At 71.3% G+C, this 16,058-nt stretch carries 17 protein-coding genes; 4 read left to right on the top strand and 13 right to left on the bottom strand.

Features of this window, described 5'->3' with window-relative positions:
- Positions 1–34: 34 nt before the first annotated feature.
- The gene (locus tag IF64_RS0117490) at positions 35–526 is read right to left on the bottom strand and encodes a DUF3145 domain-containing protein (protein WP_030533213.1); all 492 of its coding nucleotides are present in this window, start codon (positions 524–526) and stop codon (positions 35–37) included.
- A gap of 212 nt (positions 527–738) precedes the next feature.
- Here IF64_RS0117490 and IF64_RS26185 point away from each other — a divergent pair, with 212 nt between their 5' ends.
- The gene (locus IF64_RS26185; protein WP_157575522.1) at positions 739–2,820 is read left to right on the top strand and encodes a hypothetical protein; all 2,082 of its coding nucleotides are present in this window, start codon (positions 739–741) and stop codon (positions 2,818–2,820) included.
- On the opposite strand, the gene IF64_RS0117510 is transcribed toward IF64_RS26185, so the two are convergent.
- The 5 genes from IF64_RS0117510 to IF64_RS0117530 all read right to left on the bottom strand — a co-directional run bounded on the left by IF64_RS0117510 (position 2,810) and on the right by IF64_RS0117530 (position 6,924).
- A complete protein-coding gene (locus IF64_RS0117510; RefSeq protein ID WP_342779903.1) occupies positions 2,810–3,883 on the bottom strand; it encodes a zinc-dependent alcohol dehydrogenase family protein in 1,074 nt (357 codons plus the stop codon). The two genes, IF64_RS26185 and IF64_RS0117510, sit on opposite strands and share 11 nt — an antisense overlap.
- Before the next feature lies 1 nt (position 3,884).
- A complete protein-coding gene (gene rraA, locus IF64_RS0117515) occupies positions 3,885–4,364 on the bottom strand; it encodes a ribonuclease E activity regulator RraA (protein WP_246134666.1) in 480 nt (159 codons plus the stop codon).
- 80 nt (positions 4,365–4,444) lie between these two features.
- On the bottom strand, positions 4,445–4,681 hold the full coding sequence (locus IF64_RS0117520) for a hypothetical protein (protein WP_030533217.1): 237 nt from the start codon (positions 4,679–4,681) through the stop codon (positions 4,445–4,447).
- A 41-nt stretch (positions 4,682–4,722) separates the two neighbouring features.
- Positions 4,723–5,841: a fatty acid desaturase family protein gene (locus IF64_RS0117525; RefSeq protein ID WP_030533218.1), complete on the bottom strand. Its 1,119-nt coding sequence runs from the start codon at positions 5,839–5,841 to the stop codon at positions 4,723–4,725.
- A 9-nt stretch (positions 5,842–5,850) separates the two neighbouring features.
- Positions 5,851–6,924 (bottom strand): ferredoxin reductase, encoded by a 1,074-nt coding sequence (locus tag IF64_RS0117530; protein ID WP_030533219.1) that lies wholly within the window; start codon positions 6,922–6,924, stop codon positions 5,851–5,853.
- Positions 6,925–7,066: 142 nt separating this feature from the next.
- Between IF64_RS0117530 and IF64_RS0117535 the strand changes: the two genes are divergently transcribed.
- The gene (locus IF64_RS0117535) at positions 7,067–7,684 is read left to right on the top strand and encodes a TetR family transcriptional regulator (protein ID WP_051757947.1); all 618 of its coding nucleotides are present in this window, start codon (positions 7,067–7,069) and stop codon (positions 7,682–7,684) included.
- Positions 7,685–7,775: 91 nt separating this feature from the next.
- On the opposite strand, the gene IF64_RS0117540 is transcribed toward IF64_RS0117535, so the two are convergent.
- The 3 genes from IF64_RS0117540 to IF64_RS0117550 form a co-directional block, all read right to left on the bottom strand.
- Positions 7,776–10,094, bottom strand: coding sequence for a heavy metal translocating P-type ATPase (locus IF64_RS0117540; protein WP_084705933.1), 2,319 nt, complete (start codon positions 10,092–10,094; stop codon positions 7,776–7,778).
- A 38-nt stretch (positions 10,095–10,132) separates the two neighbouring features.
- Positions 10,133–10,339: a heavy-metal-associated domain-containing protein gene (locus IF64_RS0117545; protein ID WP_030533222.1), complete on the bottom strand. Its 207-nt coding sequence runs from the start codon at positions 10,337–10,339 to the stop codon at positions 10,133–10,135.
- Positions 10,340–10,415: 76 nt separating this feature from the next.
- The gene (locus tag IF64_RS0117550) at positions 10,416–10,697 is read right to left on the bottom strand and encodes a metal-sensitive transcriptional regulator (protein WP_030533223.1); all 282 of its coding nucleotides are present in this window, start codon (positions 10,695–10,697) and stop codon (positions 10,416–10,418) included.
- Between the two features lie 190 nt (positions 10,698–10,887).
- On the opposite strand from IF64_RS0117550, the gene IF64_RS0117555 reads away from it, so the two are divergent.
- The gene (locus tag IF64_RS0117555; RefSeq protein WP_030533224.1) at positions 10,888–11,328 is read left to right on the top strand and encodes an Hsp20/alpha crystallin family protein; all 441 of its coding nucleotides are present in this window, start codon (positions 10,888–10,890) and stop codon (positions 11,326–11,328) included.
- 136 nt (positions 11,329–11,464) lie between these two features.
- Positions 11,465–11,764 (top strand): hypothetical protein, encoded by a 300-nt coding sequence (locus IF64_RS27205; protein ID WP_145600262.1) that lies wholly within the window; start codon positions 11,465–11,467, stop codon positions 11,762–11,764.
- On the opposite strand, the gene IF64_RS0117565 is transcribed toward IF64_RS27205, so the two are convergent.
- The 4 genes from IF64_RS0117565 to IF64_RS0117580 form a co-directional block, all read right to left on the bottom strand.
- Positions 11,751–12,149 carry a hypothetical protein gene (locus tag IF64_RS0117565; RefSeq protein ID WP_030533225.1) on the bottom strand — a complete coding sequence of 133 codons (399 nt, stop codon included), beginning with the start codon at positions 12,147–12,149 and terminating at the stop codon, positions 11,751–11,753. The two genes, IF64_RS27205 and IF64_RS0117565, sit on opposite strands and share 14 nt — an antisense overlap.
- Positions 12,150–12,386: 237 nt before the next feature.
- A complete protein-coding gene (locus tag IF64_RS0117570; RefSeq protein ID WP_246134665.1) occupies positions 12,387–13,712 on the bottom strand; it encodes an aminotransferase-like domain-containing protein in 1,326 nt (441 codons plus the stop codon).
- 161 nt (positions 13,713–13,873) lie between these two features.
- Positions 13,874–15,091 (bottom strand): NAD(P)/FAD-dependent oxidoreductase, encoded by a 1,218-nt coding sequence (locus IF64_RS0117575; protein WP_030533227.1) that lies wholly within the window; start codon positions 15,089–15,091, stop codon positions 13,874–13,876.
- A gap of 99 nt (positions 15,092–15,190) precedes the next feature.
- Positions 15,191–16,057 carry an RNA polymerase sigma-70 factor gene (locus IF64_RS0117580; protein ID WP_084705934.1) on the bottom strand — a complete coding sequence of 289 codons (867 nt, stop codon included), beginning with the start codon at positions 16,055–16,057 and terminating at the stop codon, positions 15,191–15,193.
- Position 16,058: the final 1 nt, after the last annotated feature.

Here is a 16,058-nt window from a genome sequence, read left to right on the forward strand (position 1 = left end):
ACTGCGCACGTCCTCGCCGGTGGTCCGGGCCGGATCAGCCGACCTGGTGCAACCACGTGACCGGAGCACCGTCGCCGGCGTGCCGGAACGGCTCCAGCGCCTCGTCCCATCCGGCGCCCAGCAGTTCGTCGATCCGGTGGGCCAGCTGCTCGGAGGCCCTGCTCTTGGCCACCAACGTGCGCAGCTGGTCCTCGGGCACCACGATGTCGCCGTTGGCGCTGGTGCGGGCGTGCCACAGACCGAGGCCGGGGGCATAGCAGAACCGCTGACCGTCGACACCGGGACTGGGTTCCTCGGTGATCTCGAACCGGATCATCGGCCAGGCCTTCAACGCGTTCGCGAGTTTGCCCGCGGTACCGGCCGAGCCGCGCCATTCGCATTCCGCACGCAACTGGCCCGGCGCGGCCGGCTGCGCGGTCCAGCGCAGCTCGACACGCGTTCCGAGCGTGCCTGACATCGCCCACTCGACGTGCGGGCACACCGCAGACGGCGACGAGTGGACGTACACAACGCCACGAGTGCTCACTGCTGACCTCCGCTGGTTCGACGAGGGGCGTCTTCCCCTACGACCTCGCGAACCACATCGAGCCCAGTGCATGAGCACCGCATCAGTTTTCTCCTGCACATTTTGCACCGCAGGCGTCCGTTGCGCCACACAGACCCCACAGATCACAGTGCAGTCTGGACCGTATCCGGGCCGCGGGCACCCGCGCCGACCTGCTCCGCGGTAGATTCCCCGTGCCCAGTTCCGGTGGCGCAGGGGAGGCGTGCGGGGTGCGACTTGTCCGGTTCTCGACCCGACCCGCGCAGATTTCGCCGGACATCCGTGCGGCGCTGACCGCGATCGGGCGCGGCGACCAGGCCGTCGAGGGCGTCGGCCTCGTGGGCGTGGAGCCGCCCGAGGTGTCCTCCGCCGTCGACGCCGTGGTGCTCACCCCGCACGGCGCAGTGGTCGTGGTGGGTGTCGACCTGCCCGACCCGGCCATTCGCCTCGAGGCGCCGCTGCACGGCGTGTGGAAGGCCGACGGCTGGCCGCTCGTGCGCGGCGACGAGACGACGAACCCGTCCGACGACGCGTTGGCACTCGCCCGGCAGGTGGGCGACCGGATCCGCCGGACCGCCCCCGACCTCACCGTCGGCACCGTGGTCGCCGTCGGCCCGTTCGTCGAGCACGTCGAACAGCCCGCGGACGAGCTGGGCGGCCCCGTCCGGGTCGTCTACCCGACGTCGACGAGCCTGCTGGCCTCGCTCGTGTCCCTCGCCTCGGCGTCCCGGCGGTGCACCCTCGACGAGGCCAGGGCCGTGCTCACCGCACTGGCGCCGGACACCGACCTCGACGACGCCGCACTGACCACCGAGGGTTTCTCGGCGAAGGCCGGCGGGTCTTCCGGTCCGGCGTCCGTTGCGCCCGGCCCGGCGTCCGCAGCGCCGGGTCCGACGTCGGCCGCCGTGGGGGGCGACACCGCGCACCCCGGCCGGGTCGCCGGCTCGGGGGCGCCCGGGATCTCCGGCGCGCCTGGGATCTCCGGTGCGCCTGGAACCTCGGGCGCGCCCGCCGGCTCCGGCAGTTCTGGGTCCGACGATCCGTTGACCGACGAGGCCGACACCGAAGCGCTGGACACTCCGTCGGATCCCGACGGCCCCGTCACCACTCCCCTCACCCTGCAGACCGGCCCAGCGGCCGAGCCCACCCCCGAGGCCGTCCCCGAAGCAGCCACGGAGTCGTCACCGCCGGCTTCCCCGGCGGCGCCCGCACCGGCCGCGACCTCCCCGACGGCCACGGCAGCCACGACCGCATCCACCACGCCGACCGCGTCATCCGCGGCGCCCAGCACTCCCCCGACCTCCGCTCCTCCCCTGGCGTCCACAGCCGCTCCGGCATCGACAACCGAACCGGCCGGCCCGGCCACCGGCCCACCAACGGCCGGCACGCTCGCGGCACCCGCCACCCCACCCGGCGCCCCGGTCCCCGCAGCGGCCACGGCAACGGCGGCGCCCGCCCCCAGCGGCCCCACAGCGGGGGCACCCACCGCCCCGGCTTCCACGGCGCCGGCGCCCACGGCACCCCGGACGAACCCGCCCGGGGCCGTCCCGCACTCCGCGCCCCCGACGCACCCGCCCCCCCAGCAGTACCCGGCACCCACACCACCGTCCCGCGCACCGGCGCCTCCCGGGCCACCGAAACCGACCCGAGCACCGAAGCCACCCCGCGCGCCGAAGCAGCGGCGGCCCGGACGCGGAGGGCCGCCCTGGTGGCGTCGCCTGTCCCCGCAGGCATGGCGGTGGCTGACGGTGGGCGGTGCGTTCCTCGTCGCGGCGGTCGTGATCATCGTGTTCAGCACCGTGGGCGGCGACGAGGACGGTGAGCCCATCCGCACCCGCGCGGGCGGACTGGAGTTCACGCAGCGTGCGGCGCAGCTCGTCGACGAGTGCGCCACCCACGCCGTCGGCGACCTGCGCGTGGAACTGGCCGACGGCGGGTGCACGGAACTGCGGCGCGGCAGCTTCGACACGACCGTGAACGGAGTGGACGTCGCCGTGTCCGTGGCGGCGTTGACGTTCACCGACGAGCAGGCGGCACAGCGATTCCTCGAAGTGGCCGACACGCCCGGCACCGGCACCGTCCGCGACCTGGCGACCGAGTCGAACCGGTGGTCGCCGCCGGCGCCCGGCTGGTCCGGTGCGGCCTACGTCAGCGACCTCGAGGGCACCACCGTCCGCCTGGTGCTGGCGACGCCGCGGGGCAGCGGGTCGGCCGACTCACCGGAGGTGACCAGGGCCGCCGAAGCCGCACTGGGACTGGTGAAACTCAACGACTGAGCCCGCGGCCGGGCTCGACGACGGTCATACCCGCCGAGCCGGAAGGGGCGTCCATGGCCGCCAGCGCGGCGGGCGCCTCGGCCAGCGTGAGCACGTTCTCGACCAGCGCGTCCGGGCGCAGCGCACCGCCCGACACCAGCTCGAGCAGCCGCGGATAGTCCCGCGCGGGCATGCCGTGTGAACCGTGGATCGCGAGTTCGTGCGCGGTGACGACGTCCATCGGGATCGGTGGCGTCGCTGCGGGTCCGAAGAGCAGTCCGATCTGGACGTGCCTGCCGCGTCGGCGAAGACAGCGCACGGAGGCCTCACAGGTCTCGGCGGCACCGAACGCGTCGACCGACACGTGGCCACCGCCACCGGTCAGCTCGCGCACGGCCGCGGCCACGTCACCGACGGACATGCCCGCCGAACGGACACCGGCCTCCGCGCCGAGCGCGCGGGCACGGGCCAGCGACTCCTCCGCCACGTCGACGGCCACGACCCGCGCACCGAGAGCCACGCCGATCTGCACGGCAGACAGGCCCACTCCCCCACACCCGTGCACGACGAGGTGTTCGCCGTCGCGGAGCTGTCCGTGCGCGGTGAGTGCCCGGAACGCCGTCGCGAACCGGCACCCGAGCGAGGCCGCAGCCACGAAGCCGACGTCGTCGGGCAGCGCTACGAGGTTCAGATCCGCCGCGTGGATCGCGACACGCTCGGCGAACGAACCGGGTCCGGTGAACCCCGGCTGTGTCTGCTGTGGACACACCTGGGCCTCGCCCGCGGCGCAGAACTCGCACCGGCCGCAGCCGCACACGAACGGCACGGTCACCCGCGCTCCCGGTCGCCAGCGCCGCACCTCGGGTCCGGTGTCGACCACCACTCCGGACAGTTCGTGTCCGGGGATCTGCGGCAGCGGAACCTGTTCGTGCCCCTTCCACGCGTGCCAGTCGGAACGGCACACCCCGGTCGCGCGCACGTCGAGCACGACCCCGTCGGCGGGGCACTCCGGCTCGGGCACGTCGCGCAGTTCGAGCGGCCGTCCGTATCCGGTGTAGACGACGGCCCGCATCGTGGCGGTCACGCTATCCCTGCGGCAGGAGCACCACGCCGTCGTCGTCGGCGTACAGCTGATCGCCGGGGTGGAACGTGATGCCACCGAACTCCACCGGAACGTCGACCTCGCCCGCGCCTGCCTTGCTGCTCTTGCGCGGGTTGGTGCCGAGCGCCTTGATGCCGAGGGGCAGTCCGGCCAGCACCGCCGAATCGCGGACCGCTCCGTGGATGACCAGCCCCGCCCAGCCGTTGCGCACCGCGGCGCCCGCGATGAGGTCGCCGGTCAGCGCCGTGTGCAGCGAGCCGCGCCCGTCGACGACGAGGACACAGCCCTCTCCCGGCGAGTTCAGCAGCTCCTTCACCAGGCCGTTGTCCTGGTGGCACGACACGGTGCGCACCGCACCGGAGAACTCCCGGTGGGAACCGAACTGCCGGAACTGCGTATCGCACACGCGCAGCGCGTCGCCGTGCTCGTCGACGAGGTCTGCGGTACTCCTGACGTCACTCACGCCGGACATCATGACCATGCGACGTGCGCCCGGTCCCGACGGGGAGGCACACACCACACCGGAGGGCGATCCGCGCGCGCTCAGCGCCCGGCGGAACCCGCGTCCCGCTCGGCCCCGTCGCCGGTGCGCTCGTGGTCGGCGACGGCCTTGTCCGAGGCCTCGCGCATCTCGATGAGTTCGGTCATCCACTCGCCGGTCTCGCGCGCGACGTCGCGGACGGCGCCGGTGATGATCCCCGCGATGTTGCCGACGTGCGTGGCCGCCTGTTCGGTGAGCACCTGCACGGTGTCCTTGCCCGCTTCGAACCGCCCGACCATGTCACCGCTCCCTGCTGGGTTGCCGATCCGCGGGCCGCACGTCACGCGGCCGCGGGTTTCCGGTCACGCTCGAGCGTAGCCGGTTCCTGCTTGTCGTCCCCGCTGCCCGGCAGCGCGAACTTCACGATCTTCTTGGCCACCGACCACAGCTGTTTGCGCAAGGGCCCGGTGTTGTACGGCAGGCCGTACTTCTCGCAGATGGCGCGCACCTCGCCCGCGATCTGCGGGTAGCGGCGTGCGGGGATGTCGGGGAACAGGTGGTGCTCGATCTGGTGCGAGAGATTGCCCGACAGGATGTGGAACAGCGAGCCGCCGGTGATGTTCGCCGAGCCGAGGATCTGCCGCAGGTACCACTGTCCTCGGCTCTCCTGCTCGGTCTCCTCCTCGCTGAAACTCTCGACGTCGGCCGGGAAGTGGCCGCAGAAGATGATCCCGAACGCCCACAGGTTCCGCACCAGGTTGGCCGTGGCGTTGCCCGCGAGCGTCAGCGGCGCCAACGGGCCGGTGAGCACGGGGAACAGCACGTAGTCCTTGCCGATCTGCCTGCCCATCTTGCGCGCGATGCGGCGGCGTTCCTCGGCGAACTCCGACCACTTCCGTTCGCCCTTCACGAGCCGGTCGACCTCGAGGTCGTGCAGCATGACGCCCCACTGGAAGAAGATCGCCAGCAGCGTGGCGTACACCGGGTTGCCGAGGTAGTACGGGTGCCACTTCTGGGCGGGGTCGATCCGCAGGATGCCGTAGCCGACGTCGCGATCCTTGTCGACGATGTTGGTGTAGGTGTGGTGGATGTAGTTGTGGGAGTGCCGCCAGTTTTCGGCGGGTGCCACGTTGTCCCACTCGAAACGCTGCGAACTCAGCGCCGGATCGCGCGTCCAGTCGTACTGGCCGTGCATCACGTTGTGGCCGATCTCCATGTTGTCGAGGATCTTCGCCAGGGACAGCGCGCCCACGCCCGCGAGCCATGCGGGCGGGAAGAACCCGGCGTACATCAGCGCCCTGCCGGTGACCTCGAGACCGCGCTGGGTCTTGATGATGTTGTGGATGTACTCGACGTCCTCGGCACCGAGGTCGTCGACGATCCGCCTGCGCAGCTCGTCCATCTCGCGGCCGAACTCCTCGACCTGTTCCGGCGTGAGCCGGTCCTGCAAGCCCGTCATGGGTGGCTCCTAACAGTCGATCTCGACGTCACCGGCCGCGGCGGTGACGCACAGCTGGATTTCCTCGTCGTCCTCGGCGGACTCCTCACCCGTGGCGGTGCGCACGAGGCCGGAGACCTTGCGCTGGGTGCAGGAGAAGCAGATGCCCATGCGGCACCCGTGCTCGGGCGTCAGGCCCGCCGATTCCGCCTGCTCGAGCAGGGTGCGCCCGTCGCCGGTGACCTCGACCCCGCTGCGCACGAACCGGATGCGCCCGCCCACGCCGGCCGCGGGCACGGTGAGCACGGGCGGAGTGAACTCCTCGGTGTGCAGCTGATCGCCGATACCGGAGCGCGTGTACAGCTCGCCGACCGCGTCCCTCAGTGCGGGCGGTCCGCACAGGTAGGCGGGCGCCTCGGCGAACCACGGGGCGACGTCGGACAGGTGCGCGGCGGTGAAGTGGCCGTCGGATGCGGTGTGTCGCACGTGGACACGGACGCCGCGGCGGGCCGCCAACCGCGCGAGCTCGTCGGCGTACGGCACGTCGTCGGGGGTGCGCGCGTAGTACAGCAGCGACACCTCGCCCCGGTACCGCTCGTCGACGAGGGTGCGCAGCATCGACAGCACGGGGGTGATCCCGCTGCCCGCCGCGATGAGCACGATCGCCTCCGGCCGCGGCGACGGCAGCGTGAAGGTGCCGTCGGCGGGCGAGAGGCCGAGCACCATGCCGACGTGTGCGCAGCGGTGCAGGTGCCGGGACACGAGCCCGTCCTCGTGAGCCTTGATCGTGAATTCGAGTGTGTCGTCGCGGTGTGCGCTACCGGCCGGTGAGTAGCACCGGGTGCGCCGCACCCCGTCGATGTCGACGGTCACGCGCACGAACTGACCCGCCGCGAATCCACGCCACGCCCTGTTCGGCCGGACCGTCAGCGTCACCGAGTCGGCGGTCTGCCTGCGCAACCCGACGACCTGCCCGCGGATCTCGCGGCGTACGAGCATCGGGTCGATCAGCTCGACGTACCGGTCGAACCCGTGCGGGGTCAGCAGCCGCTCGGCCAGGCGGGGCAGCGTGCGCAGCGCGGGGATCGAGGGCAGTGCGGCCATCTTCGTCAGCGCCTCTCGATTTCGGTGAACGGATGTACACTCAATCTTGGAGACGCGAGGTCGGAGGCGCAAGGTGAGCGGAAGCGATGTGAACGGGCTTACACCGACGGCGGCGGTGGGCACCGACGTAAGCTGGGCGACCATGACGGCACCCGAGACCAGGAACGAGCGCAAGGAACGGACGCGCCGCGCGCTGCTCGACGCCGCGCTGCGCCAGGCATCCGAACGCGGATTCGCCGGTCTGAGCCTGCGCGAGGTCGCAAAGCAGGCGGGTGTCGTCCCGACCGCGTTCTACCGGCACTTCGCGTCGATGGACGAGCTCGGCGTCACGCTCGTCGAGGAGTCGATGCGCACGCTGCGGACGATGATCCGCGAGGCGCGCGGAACGCCTGGCGCCTCCTCCGACCTCATCCGGGCCTCGGTGCGCACCCTCTCGGAGCACGTCCGTTCACACGAGGAGCACTACTGGTTCCTCGTGCGCGAACGCTACGGCGGGACCGGCGCGGTCCGGCAGACCATCGGCGTGGAACTGCGACTGCTGACGAGCGAACTCGCGGTCGATCTGGCCCGGTTCGACGGACTGCGCGACTGGTCCACAGAGGACCTGCGCCTGCTCGCCGACCTCATCGTGTCGGCCATGTTCACCACGGTGCTGGAACTGCTCGAGGCCCGCCCCGGCGCCGACACCGAGATCGTGGCCGCGGCCGAACGCACCCTCCGGCTCATCTTCGTCGGCGTACCGCACTGGCGCAGCACCTGATCGACGTCGCACCGACCTGATCGACGTGGCACCGAGGTGACTTCGGCTGCGCCGGACATAGCCGAAGTCACCTCGGTGGAACCGGCCGCGCTCAGGAGAACCGGCGGAGGCGGAGGCTGTTGGTCACCACGAACACCGAACTCAGGGCCATGGCGGCACCGGCGAGCATCGGGTTCAGCAGGCCCGCCGCGGCGAGCGGCAGGGCGGCGACGTTGTAGCCGAACGCCCAGAACAGGTTTCCCTTGATGGTGCGCAGTGTTCGGCGCGAGAGCCGAATCGCGTCGGCCGCGGCGGTGAGGTCGCCGCGCACCAGGGTCAGGTCCCCCGCCTCGATCGCGACGTCGGTGCCGGTGCCCATCGCCAGGCCCAGGTCGGCGGCGGCGAGTGCCGCGGCGTCGTTGACACCGTCGCCGACCATCGCCACGACCCGTCCCTCGGACTGCAACCGCCGTACGACGGCGACCTTGTCCTCGGGCAGCACCTCGGCGATCACGTCGCCGGGTGCGTCGATCCCCACCTGCGTGGCCACCGACCGCGCGACGGCCTCGTTGTCGCCGGTCAGCAGCACCGGACGCAGTCCCAACGCGCGCATCCGGCGCACGGCCTCGGCCGAGGTCGCCTTCACCTCGTCGCGCACGACGAGCACGGCGCGAGCGCGGCCGTCCCAGCCCACGATCACCGCCGTGCCGCCGTCGCGTTCCGCGGCGTCCTGCGCGGCGGCCAGTTCATCCGGCACCGTCAACGCCCAGTCCCTGGCCAGCGCCGCGCGCCCGACGACCACGGCGTGTCCCTCGACCACGCCGTGCACGCCGAGGCCGTTCGACGTCGCGAACTCCACGACCTCGGGCAGCGGGCCCACCTCCCGCTCGGCTGCGTCGGCCACCGCGCGGGCCACCGGGTGCGACGAGGCGTTCTCGACCGCACCCGCCAGACGCAGCACCTCGGCGCGATCGGCGCCGCCGGCGACGTGCACCGCGCTGAGCGCCATTGCCGCCGTGGTCACCGTGCCCGTCTTGTCGAGAACGACGGTGTCCACCCTGCGCGTCGATTCCAGCACCTCGGGGCCCTTGATCAGGATGCCCAGCTGTGCCCCGCGGCCCGTGCCGACCAGCAACGCGGTCGGCGTCGCGAGCCCGAGCGCGCAGGGGCAGGCGATGATCAGCACCGCCACGGCCGCCGTGAACGCCGCCTGCACGTCCCCGTTCGCGACCAGCCAGCCGATCAGCGTTCCCAGCGCCAGCACCACGACCACGGGCACGAACACGCCCGAGATCCGGTCGGCCAGTCGTTGCACCTCGGCCTTGCCCGCCTGCGCGTCCTCGACGAGCTTGGCCATCTGCGCCAGCCGTGTGTCCCCGCCGACGCGGGTCGCTTCGACGACCAGACGGCCGCCCTGGTTGACGGTCGCACCGACGACGCTGTCGCCCTCGGTGACCTCGACCGGGACGGACTCGCCGGTCAGCATGCTCGCGTCGACCGCCGAGACACCGTCGACCACCACGCCGTCGGTGGCGATCTTCTCCCCCGGCCGCACGACGAACCGGTCTCCCACGGCGAGCCGGTCCACCGGGACCCGCTCCTCCCTGCCGTCGCGCAGCACCCCGACGTCCTTGGCGCCGAGCTCGAGCAGGGCACGCAACGCCGCACCGGCACGCCGTTTGGCGCGTGCCTCGAAGTACCGCCCCGCGAGCAGGAACGTCGTCACGCCCGCGGCGACCTCGAGGTAGATGTTGGCACCGCCGTCGCCCCGCTCGATCGTGAACTCGAAGGCGTGGGTCATTCCGGGCATGCCCGCGTGCCCGAAGAACAGCGCGTAGACCGACCACGCGTACGCCGCCGACACCCCCATCGACACGAGGGTGTCCATCGTCGCGGCGCCGTGGCGCAGGTTGACCAGTGCCGCGCGGTGGAACGGCCACGCCGCCCACACCACGACGGGCGAGGCGAGGGTGAGCGAGGCCCACTGCCAGTTGTCGAACTGCAGCGGCGGCACCATGGCCAGCACGATCACCGGCACCGACAGCAGCAGCGCGGCGATCAACCGCGTCCGCAGCGTGTCGGCCTCCCGGTCGGCGGACTCCGGGGTGTCGCCGTGTTCCGCACCCGCGTGCCCCGACTCGGGCGCAGCAGGCAGAACAGCCTGGTATCCGGCGGCCTCCACCGTCTCGACAAGCCGCTCCGGCGACACCCCCTCCGGGTATGCCACCCGGGCCTTCTCGGTGGCGTAGTTCACCGAGGCGGACACGCCGTCGAGTTTGTTGAGCTTGCGTTCGATGCGATGCGCACACGAGGCGCACGTCATGCCGCTGATGGCGAGTTCGATCTCCCGATCGGCCGCCGTCGTGGCGTCGGCAGCCGCCTGCCCGTCACGCGCTGGCCCCGGCACCGGGGTTCCGGCATCGGCCGTCATGGCCGCCTCCTCATGGTCGCGTGGGTGTCGCGGCCGGGTCACACGGACAGCGTGTACCCGGCCTCCTCGACGGCCGCACGCACCGCGTCGGTCGACAGTTCGTCGTCACTGGTCACGGTCACGGCCCCGGAATCGAGGTCGACGTCGACCCCACGCACGCCGGCGAGCTCGCCGACCTCCTCGGTCACCGAGGCGACACAGTGCTGACAGGTCATTCCACTGACGGTGTAGGTCTTCTCGAACATCGCTTCCGCCTTTCCGATCAGAGAGCTTCCGGACGCGACAGGAAGAACTCGGCGGGGTCCGCCGGGACACAGGCACTCACGAGCGCACGAGCCGCGCGATGGCCTCACTGGCTTCGCGGACCTTCTCCTCGGCCGCGTCGCCACCCTCGGCCACGGCCTCGGCGACACAGTGCTTGAGGTGCTCGTCGAGCAGGCCGAGCGAGACCGACTGCAGCGCCTTCGTCGCGGCGGAGATCTGCGTCAGGATGTCGATGCAGTACTCGTCGTCGTCGATCATCCGCTGCAGCCCGCGGATCTGCCCCTCGATCCGGCGCAGCCTCTTCAGGTAGACGTCCTTGTCGCCGCTGTAGCCCCGCATGACCTCTCCTTCTCTGTCCAACGCCTCCACCGTATACCCCCTACCCGTATGCGGCAACCACAGGTCTTCCACCTCGGCGAACACCAACTTGAGTAATCAGCACTCAACTTTGGGAACAAAGGACCCCTCAACTCCGTTGGACGGGATGACAGGCCCGAGCCGCGGGCCGAAGTCACAGGAGGGATGAGCAATGGCATTGCCGGTTCTGCGGAACAACCGCACCCTGCGCCCGTTCGACGTCTGGAACCCGGGCTGGAGCCTGCGGGAGTTCGACGAGCTGACCCGACTGCTGACCACGGGCCCGAACGGCGAGTCGCACGCCTTCGCGCCCGCGGCCGACGTCCGCGAGACCGACGAGGCCTACGTCGTCGAGGTCGAGGTTCCCGGCGTGAAGCGGGACGACATCACCGTCGACCTGGCCGACAACGTGCTCACGGTCAGCGGCGAGGTCAACGAGCGTGAGGGACGGTTCCGCCGCCGCACGCGCCGCACGGGGCAGTTCCGCTACTCCGTGAGCCTGCCGGAGGGCATCGACACCGAGCAGGTGGGTGCCGAGTTGGCCGACGGCGTGCTGACGGTCAACGTACCGAAGCGGCCCGACACCGGAACGCGCCGGATCGAGATCTCGTGAGCGCGTGAGAATCCACGAAGGGGGGGGGGGGGGGGGGGGGGGGGGGCCCCCCCCCCCCCCCCCGCCCCTTCTGTCCGTTGTGGATGGTTCGGAACGAGGTGGGTTTACCGGTCCGTCTACCGGGTATGCGCAGGGCATGGTGGATGTTCCCCGGCAGGCCGATACGCTTCGGCAGACGGACGTATTTCAGCAGGACGTATTTCAGCAGACGGACGCGTTTCAGCAGACGGACGCTTTTCGGCAGCCTGGCGCGCTTCGTGACGAGACGAACATGGCCGAACTCGCTGCGTTGGCGCGCAAGCTCGGAATCATCTCGACGGCCCACATGAGCGAGGCCGAACTGATCGAGGCCATTCGGCAACAACGCGAAACCAACGCGGTGCTGCGCGCCGAAGGTGAAGCCGTCGATCCACCGGCGCCCGTCACTGGCGGATGAGGCTCCTGCTCGCCAGCTCGGCGGTGTGCAGCTCCCGGCCCAGCTGCGAGGCCATGCGCTGGGCGCGCGCGAGCGCAGCCGCCGCCTCGAAGGTCGACTGCGTGAGTTCCGAGTAGGCCGCGTCGTCCCCGAGGTTTCCCGACCACAGCTGCTGTTCCAGCCACGATCCCGCCTCCGGCAGGAACCGGGCGAGGTTCTCCGACAGCTGCCGCAGGGAGGCCAGCACCTCGTGCAGCTCCGACTCGTGCTCGGCGCGCTCCTGCGTGCCGCGGCGCGCCGCCCACTGCTGCAGGGTGCGCGTCGCGTCCTCGGCGCGAGCGGCCAGCACGCCGGGGTCTGCCGGGGTGCTCGCGTTGCTCTGCTCGGCGTTGCCGGATGCGGTCATGACGGATCCCTCTACGGATGACGAAAACGAAAAGCGTGAACTCGACCGAACCGGACGCATTTTCCGGTAAATCCGGTCTCGTCCCACGTTAACGCCGCGGTAGCCGATTTCCTGCCCCGGTGTGGCGAAGCTCAAGTTGCGCCGTGAAGATCGAATTCCGTGGATTCCACCGGCGCCACCCCGCGTCGAATCGCGTGTGTGAGACCCGTGTGTGCGAGCCGTGTGTGAGACCCGTCGTCAGCTGGGATCGGTGTCGTCGGGCCGCCCGGCCGCGAGTTTCGCCAGGGTGTCGAGCGCGGCGGCCAGCGCCGACTCGGTGGGGGCGGCCAGTGCCAAGCGAACGGCCGACGGTGCCTGCGATTCGTCCACCGCGAACGAGGCCGCCGGGCTGACGGCGATGCCGTGCCGCGCCGCGGCGGCGACGAAGGTGTCCGCCCGCCATGGCGACGGAAGTTCCCACCAGCAGTGGTAGGCACGCGGATCCGCCTGCACCGTGAAGCCGTCGAGCTTGCGCCGCACGAGTTCCTGGCGTCGGGCCGCGTCGGCGCGCTTGCCCGCGACGAGTTCACCGACCGTGCCGTCGGCGATCCAGCGCGTGACCGCCTCCAGTGCGAAACCCGTTGCCGCCCATCCCCCGCACCGCAGCGCCCTCGCGATGTCCTCCCTTCGCGATTCGGGCACGGAGAGGATCCCGAGCGTCAAGCCGGGCGAGAGACGTTTCGACATACTGTCGACCACGATCGAATACTCCGGAATGTGGTCGGCCAATCGCGGTTCGTCACAGAGAAATGCGTTCACGCCATCCTCGATCACCGGAATCCCGAGGCGGCCCACGACGTCGGCGAATGCCCGTTTCCGGCTTTCCGGCATCGTCAGCCCGAGCGGATTGTGCAACGCAGGCTGTACGTACACCGCGTCGAGACCGGCGCCGTCGAGCGCGTCGGGACGGATGCCGTCGTCGTCGAGTTCGAGCGGAACGAGCGTCACGCCACGGTTCGCGGCGATACCTCGCACGATCGGATAGGTCAGCGCTTCGACCCCCAACCGGCCGCCGCGCGGCACGAGCGCGGACACAGCCGCGGCGATCGCCTGCCTGCCGTTGCCCGCGAACGTGATCCCGTCGGGATCGGCGTCACCGAGCAGACCGGCGACCACCCGGCGTGCCTCCGCGGTCCCACCGACGGGCACCGGCGCCGAGGCCGCCCCGAACGCCTCCGGCCGCAACAGCCCGGACAGCCCCCTCGCGAGCAGATCGTCCTGTCCTGGTAACAACGGGAAGTTCAGCTCGAGATCGACCCGTGCCCGCGCGGGTTCGCCCCCGGACGGATCCACCGCAGGTCCGGACGCACGAACGAACGTGCCGCGGCCCACCTCGCCGACGACGAGTCCGCGCCGCGCCAGTTCGGCGTACACCCGCGACGCCGTCGATCCGGCGATGCTGCGACTGCGCGCGAACCGGCGTTGCGGCGGAAGCTTCTCCCCCACGCGCAGTCGGCCCGCACGGATGTCGGCGGCGACGGCGTCGGCGATGGCTCGATAGTCCTCGATCTGCGAACCGACCATGCTCGCACCGTCGCAGATTATTGCACCGAGATCAATGCTCTGATTGCACCGCATCAGTGGCGAAGGCCGGCGTTGCCCCCAGGAAGACCGTTCCTGACGACGTCCCGATTGCTCCGATACACATCGGCGCAATCACGGCCTCGCGGCGTGGTCCTCGCTCCTCAGACGGCGGCCGGGCGAACGGGGCGGTACGGCCCGGGGTGCGCCGCGAACCACAACGCGCCCTTGACCACCGCCTCCTTGTACCAGGCAGCACTGCGGCCGGTGAGCGCGATCCGATGAGGACGGTCGTCGGCGTCGACCGCCTGGATCACCCCGTCCCTTCTGCCGAGGCTCACGCACTGGTTGACGTAGCGGAAACGCAGGCCTGAGGCCTTCCGTCCCGCCAGCCGTGCGGCGATCGCCGCACCCGCGGCCCCGCTCATCGGCAACGCCGTGGCACAGGCCATGCGCAGCATGCGGCCACTCGGCAGATCCGGCACCGCAGCGTCCCCCACCGCGTAGACGTCCGGATGCGACACCGACCGCAGCGTTCGGTCGACGCGGACACGACCCGCCTCGTCGACGGCCAGCCCGGCCCAGGCAGCCAGCGGGGGCACCACGAAGCCCGTGCACGCCACCGTCAACGCCGCCCCGACACTACGCCCGTCGGACAGCCGCACCGCCCCGTCCCGCGCGTCGGCGACCGATCCGGAGATCACCTCGACGCCCAGGCGGTCGAGCACGGCGCGCACGTGCCTGCGCCCACGCGGGGACAGTCCTGGCCCCGGGTCCACTTCGGACACCATGCGGACCCGCAGGGACGGGAACCGTTCCGCGATCTCGCTGGCCGCCTCGATGCCCGTCAGTCCCCCGCCGACGACCGCGACGGCGGCGCGTTCGGCAGCGAGTTCGACGAGACGATCGCGGATCCGCTCGGCGTCCTCCGCCGTGGCCAGTGCCATCGCCGCGTCCGGCGCAGGCGCGGCCGCGCTGCCGAGCGCGTACACGAGCGTGTCGTAACGCAGCACCCCGCCGCCCCCGGCGCCATTTCCCCCGGCGCTATTTCCCCCGCCACCGGCACCTTCGGCCCCACCGCCCCCGGCGCCATTTCCCCCGGCGCTATTTCCCCCGCCGCCGGCAAGAGCGACCTCACGTCGGTCGAGGTCGATGCCCCGCACCCGGTCCACGACAACGGACACGCCGGACCGCACCCGCTCACGCAGGGGGCGCACGACGATCGACTCCCCCGCCGCCACCTGATGCAACCGCACCCGTTCGACGAACGTGGCACGTTCGTTCACCAGCATGACCTCGGCACCGTCGATCCTGCGGGCGAGCCGGTTCGCCGCCGTCACCCCCGCGTAGCCGCCGCCGATCACCACGATCCGATGCCCCATGAGGGACTCCTTCCACCCGAAGACGTCACCTCATGAACCGCGCAGCGGCCCGGAAGCTGACACCTCCGGAGTGTGTGCTACCTCACGAACCGCGGCGAGTCACGGCAGCGTCAGCCGCGCCAGTTTGTCGGGGTTGGCCACCAGGTAGATGTCGGCGATCCGGCCTTCCACGACGTGCAGCGACACCGCGAGCGCGGGAACGCCGTCGAACGTCGCCACGATCCCGGGCGCACCGTTGACCTCGAGTCGATGCACGCCCAGCCCGGGGATGTCGCGGCTCATCCAGCCCAGGTAGCGAGCGACCCGGTCGGCACCCGACACCGGCTTGCGCGCCGCGGTGGCCCGGCCTCCGCCGTCGGCCCACGCCACGACGTCGTCGACGAACAGGCTGCGCAGCCGCTCCTGATTGCCGCCCCGCGCTGCTTCCAGGAACCGGTCGGTGATCCGCTGCGCCTGCTCGACCGACGTGGTGAACCGCGCCCTGCCCTGCGCCACGTGCCCGCGGGCACGCCGGTACAGCTGCTGGCTGTGCGCCTCGGTCACCTCGAGCATCTCCGCGATCTCCGCGTGCGGATACCCGAAGGCCTCCCGCAGCACGAACACCGCGCGCTCGGGCGGAGTCAGGCGTTCGAGGACCACGAGCATCGCCATCGACACCGACTCGCGCTCGGCGAGCGTCGCGAGTGCGTGCTCGGTGACGACCGGCTCCGGCAGCCAGGGCCCGACGTACTCCTCACGCCGGGCCCTGGCCGACGTCAACCGGTTCAGGCACACATTGGTCAGGACCCGCGTCAACCACGCGGCCGGCTCGCACACGCCGCCGTGGTCCGCACCCGACCAGCGCACGTACGTGTCCTGCACCGCGTCCTCGGCGTCGGCCACCGTGCCGAGCATGCGGTAGGCGATGGCCTGCAGCCGAGGCCGCGCCGCCTCGAAGGTGCGGACGTGCTCGTCGGCGATGGACACG

Source organism: Prauserella rugosa (genome assembly GCF_000719975.1).
Lineage (GTDB): Bacteria > Actinomycetota > Actinomycetes > Mycobacteriales > Pseudonocardiaceae > Prauserella > Prauserella rugosa.